This is a genomic window from Huintestinicola sp. (genome assembly GCF_050874005.1).
GTDB lineage: Bacteria > Bacillota > Clostridia > Oscillospirales > Ruminococcaceae > Huintestinicola.
Map to the genome: position 1 here is coordinate 1 of NZ_JBNMJV010000083.1, position 3,995 is coordinate 3,995.

At 44.9% G+C, this 3,995-nt stretch carries 5 protein-coding genes and 1 pseudogene; 1 reads left to right on the forward strand and 5 read right to left on the reverse strand.

Going from position 1 to position 3,995, the window contains the following annotated elements; all coding sequences use genetic code 11:
- The 5 genes and pseudogenes from ACR0QN_RS13995 to ACR0QN_RS14015 form a co-directional block, all read right to left on the reverse strand.
- Positions 1–1,134 (reverse strand): family 43 glycosylhydrolase (locus ACR0QN_RS13995; RefSeq protein WP_432651840.1); only part of this gene is annotated, 1,134 nt, incomplete at its 3' end.
- 226 nt (positions 1,135–1,360) lie between these two features.
- Positions 1,361–2,068: pseudogene (locus tag ACR0QN_RS14000) on the reverse strand (alpha/beta hydrolase); the annotation flags it as partial.
- Positions 2,069–2,128: 60 nt separating this feature from the next.
- Positions 2,129–2,305, reverse strand: a complete 177-nt coding sequence (locus ACR0QN_RS14005) for a hypothetical protein (protein ID WP_432651841.1) — start codon at positions 2,303–2,305, stop codon at positions 2,129–2,131.
- Positions 2,306–2,334: 29 nt separating this feature from the next.
- Positions 2,335–2,694: a hypothetical protein gene (locus ACR0QN_RS14010; protein WP_432651842.1), complete on the reverse strand. Its 360-nt coding sequence runs from the start codon at positions 2,692–2,694 to the stop codon at positions 2,335–2,337.
- Positions 2,676–3,602, reverse strand: a complete 927-nt coding sequence (locus ACR0QN_RS14015; RefSeq protein WP_432651843.1) for an SGNH/GDSL hydrolase family protein — start codon at positions 3,600–3,602, stop codon at positions 2,676–2,678. The genes ACR0QN_RS14010 and ACR0QN_RS14015 overlap by 19 nt, the downstream gene beginning before the upstream one ends.
- A 109-nt stretch (positions 3,603–3,711) precedes the next feature.
- On the opposite strand from ACR0QN_RS14015, the gene ACR0QN_RS14020 reads away from it, so the two are divergent.
- Positions 3,712–3,861 (forward strand): hypothetical protein, encoded by a 150-nt coding sequence (locus tag ACR0QN_RS14020; protein ID WP_432651844.1) that lies wholly within the window; start codon positions 3,712–3,714, stop codon positions 3,859–3,861.
- Positions 3,862–3,995 lie beyond the last annotated feature (134 nt).

Here is a 3,995-nt window from a genome sequence, read left to right on the forward strand (position 1 = left end):
GTTACAGCCTGTTCCGTTGATCTTAGCGGCAAATTCCATTGTTTTGCTTGAAAAGTCCTCACCAAAATCAAAATACTTGTAGCCGATAACATCACCGTCGTGAATGTTCATTATTACCCGTTCAAACAGATTCTTTTCGGTTATAAAGGACCTTCCTTTCAGAACGCAGGCAATATCCGCAGGAGTTATCTCATAAGGGTCAAGGCTGTCCGCAAATCCCAGAGATGTGGGTTCAACAGGGGGGATAGTACCGTCGGGAAGAATCTCGATCTTTTCAACGCAGCCACGTCTTGACATGATCGTACCGTTTGTCATTCTGTGATAGAAAACATACCACTGACCGTTTATGCAGGCAATAGAACCGTGATCGTTTCCGCCGGGGTAATCCACTCCGCTGTCAATAATATATCCTCTGTATGTAAAAGGTCCTGTGGGACTGTCAGAGGTCGCATATGCAAGTCTGCTGCAATGCTTGGGGGAGTATATCATATAATATGTGCCGTTGATTTTTCTGGGTGAGCAAGCCTCAAAGAAAAGGGAATCCTCTTCGCTGAAATTGCCCTTTTCTGTGGTTTCCTTAGGGATAAAATCCTCTATGCAGGTATTGTCAAGAACCTCGTACATATTGTCGCTGTTAAGCTCTGCAAGGAATGATCTCAGATATCCGCAGTATATATATGTGCGTCCGTCATCGTCCACAAGCACACCCGGGTCAATAAAAATACCGCCGCAGCAAATTTCATCGGGTATGGTATATTTATACTTTGACACAAGAGTAAAAGGACCTTCGGGTCTGTCGCTTACGGCAACGCAGCCCTTTGAGTTTGCAATATATGCGTAAAGATAGTATTTTCCGTCCTTTCCGCAAACAACATCGGGGGCAAAAAGTCTGGACTCCTCCGTTCCCCAGTCAATGTCGGAAGGGTGATCTCTGTCAGAACGGGTGTGGAAGATATCTCCGTGGCATATCCACTTTGTAGGGTCGGAAACAGGTGCGCTCCAGCATTTTAAAACATAATCGCAGAACTCGTCTGCACCTGCAGAGTCATGGGAGCCGTAAATATAGATTCTGTCACCGAATACTCTCGGTTCGCCGTCGGGAATGTATTCCCATCTTGGAAGATATGGATTCATAATTATTCGTCCTTTCCGATATATTTTGCCGATTTTTGACTGCTATTTTCATAAAAAACTATCCCCCCCAAGCTATGCCCGGGAGGATAATTTTTATAGGAGAAAAAAGAAATGAAGATAGCTTTATAATACGATTTCCTGTAATTATATTATAGCTCAAAGAGCCTGATACTGCCAATCAAAAATTGTGCAAAGTATATGTTTTTTTGCGATAGTATCAGATATATTACTTAAAGATCACCTGTAAATAATCATAAAGATGAGGCTTAACGCTTGTGTGGTCGTGTCCTGTGCCGTGGAGCACCTTGACCGCATATTCCACACCGTTGGTATCAAGCAGAGCGCAATAGCTTGAAGGGGAATCCGCAACAACACCGTCGCAGTCTGAATAGGTGATGTACACAAGTCTTGGCTCGCTGCCCTTGGTGACAGAAAGCTCGCTCTTATCTATCTGACCGGGGTGCATCGGAGAACCGGGTATCTCAACAAGTCCCGGTGAAGGACAAACAGCTCCCACATAGGAGAACAGGTCGGGGCGTGTGAAGCCGATGAACAGGGATTCTCTGCCGCCCATGGAAAAGCCTGTAACAGCTGTATTTTCTCTGCCCTTTTTAACGGAGTAATTCTCCTCGATAAATGGCATAAGGTCAGTGGTAAGGTCGTTTATGAAATTGTCATAGGCAAGGGAATTTTCAAGGTCCATTCCCGTGCATCTGGGCATTTCCTTGCTGGTGAAGATATAGGGCAGAACAACGATCATTTCCTCAGCCTTGCCCTCGGAATAAAGCTCGGTGAGCATTTTGGGTATTCCCACAATATCCCTTGCCATCCATTCCTCGGTATCCCAGAAGCCGTGAATAATGTAAAGAACAGGATATTCCTTATCCTCGCTGTAATTCGGAGGAAGCAGCACATTCACAGGAGTTTCCCGTCCTGCGGTGTTTGATAAATAGCTCTTTTTTTCAAAGGAACCGTAAGGCTCGACAGTCTTTTCCTAATATGAAGAATCGGCTATGGTCTTTGACGCCCAATCAAAATAGCTTTGCTCGGTTAAACTCATCTCTGCTGATGTTTCCGTTTCGGTCGCATTAACATCCGTTTCAGATGCTCCGCCATTATCGCTCACATTGTCAGACGGACTGCCGCAGGCTGCAAAGCTTGCAAGTACCATTAGCATTGATAAAAATAATTTTGCCTTTTTCATATTCCTATTTTCTTTCCATTCTCTGCGGAGCCGATGCCCAGTATCTGAATTTTTTTGTCCTCACTCCCTTCACAGGGAACTATCTCCACAGTCATATCCTTGTTGGTCTGAAATTTTATTACAAGCTCGGGGAATGCTTCTCCCCAGCTGTCCTTGTTATAGGTGTTAATTGTTTTAAGCTTTGCACCGTTCACAAGAATATCAAAGCTGCCCATATCCTCCGTCTTGTTGCGTCTGTAGATAACAAAAAGAGCATTTCCCTTTGTATCGAATTTTATGGGAGATGTGCCGTCACAAAGCTGCCAGCATTTATCAAAGCCCTGAGAACCTGCCTGTTTCACCTCAAAAGAACCCATATCTGCAATAGTGATCCTGTCGCTGTTAAGCTCAGGAGTGATAAGTGCAGGTGACTTAAAGGCTGTTCCGAATTTTGGAGTATCGGGGAGCACATACTGTTCACTGTCGGGTGCGGCTTCTGCAGCCTGATACATATTTTCGATGAACTCGCAGACAAGCTTATGTCCGTCCTTTGTGGGGTGAGCATAGTCCTCGGAGAAATCCCCCCCCATGTCATTCTGCCTTCGTCAAACTCGGCAGTGATCGCATCGGCAACGGATATCATGGGAAGATCATACTGAGAGCCTATCTCCTTCATGTGTGGCTGTGCGGAATAGCCGCCCTCCATACGGTTAAATAGGAGTACCACAGCAGGCTCGTTATCAGTTTCAAGGATAGTTCTGACCAGCGACTCATATGCCTCCTTTGAAACAACTTCCATGGTGTCATTGACCGAAAATTCAACAAACACGATATCGGCATTCTTTGAAAGCACATCTCTTTCGGCACGAAGAACGCCTAAGGTAGATGAAATTCCGCTAAATCCCGCATTGATGTACTTTACATTGTCTCCGTTTCCGTAGGTATCCCTGAAATATTCATAGGAAAGGTAAGCGTAGCAGCCAAGAGGACCGCCCATTGCCCCTTCGGTAATAGAACCGCCGATATATGCAACGGTAGTTTCCTCACCCGAACGAGCCTTCTCCATTTTCGCTTTAAGACGCTGAGTGTTGCCAAGACTGTAAAGGGAACGATCGACCATTTGTTTGTGAAAGTCGTCGGCAGGCTTGTCATTTTCTGACTGAGCTTCATTAACAGAGGACGTGACCGCCGCAGTGTCATCCACGTTTCCCGTCTGTGCGCCGCAGGCTGTCAAGGGCATTGCAGCAGCAAGGATAAGACCCACCGATCTGAAATAATGCTTCATGATAATTCTCCTTTTTTCGATAATATAGTGTCATGACATTCTGAGGAAAAAATACCCGAATATCCTCACAATGAACGTTATCAAAGGTATACAGAGGAGATGTTTCGTTTTGGAATTATCACTTAAAGGGATAAAGGACTGCAAAGCCTGGGAAAATGCAGGCATAAAGCTCCCGGGATATGATATCGGGCAAATGAGAAAAAAGACCGCCGAAAGCCCCGCATGGGTGCATTTCGGCGCAGGAAATATATTCAGGTAACATCTAAAAACCCCTGTACAAAAAAGAAAAAAAGTGGTAAAATAGAGATATGAAAATAAGACAGATAGGGTTCTTTGATGAGGAGAACCGATACAAGAAATTAACAGAATTAGGCGATCCGCTGGAGAAACTGA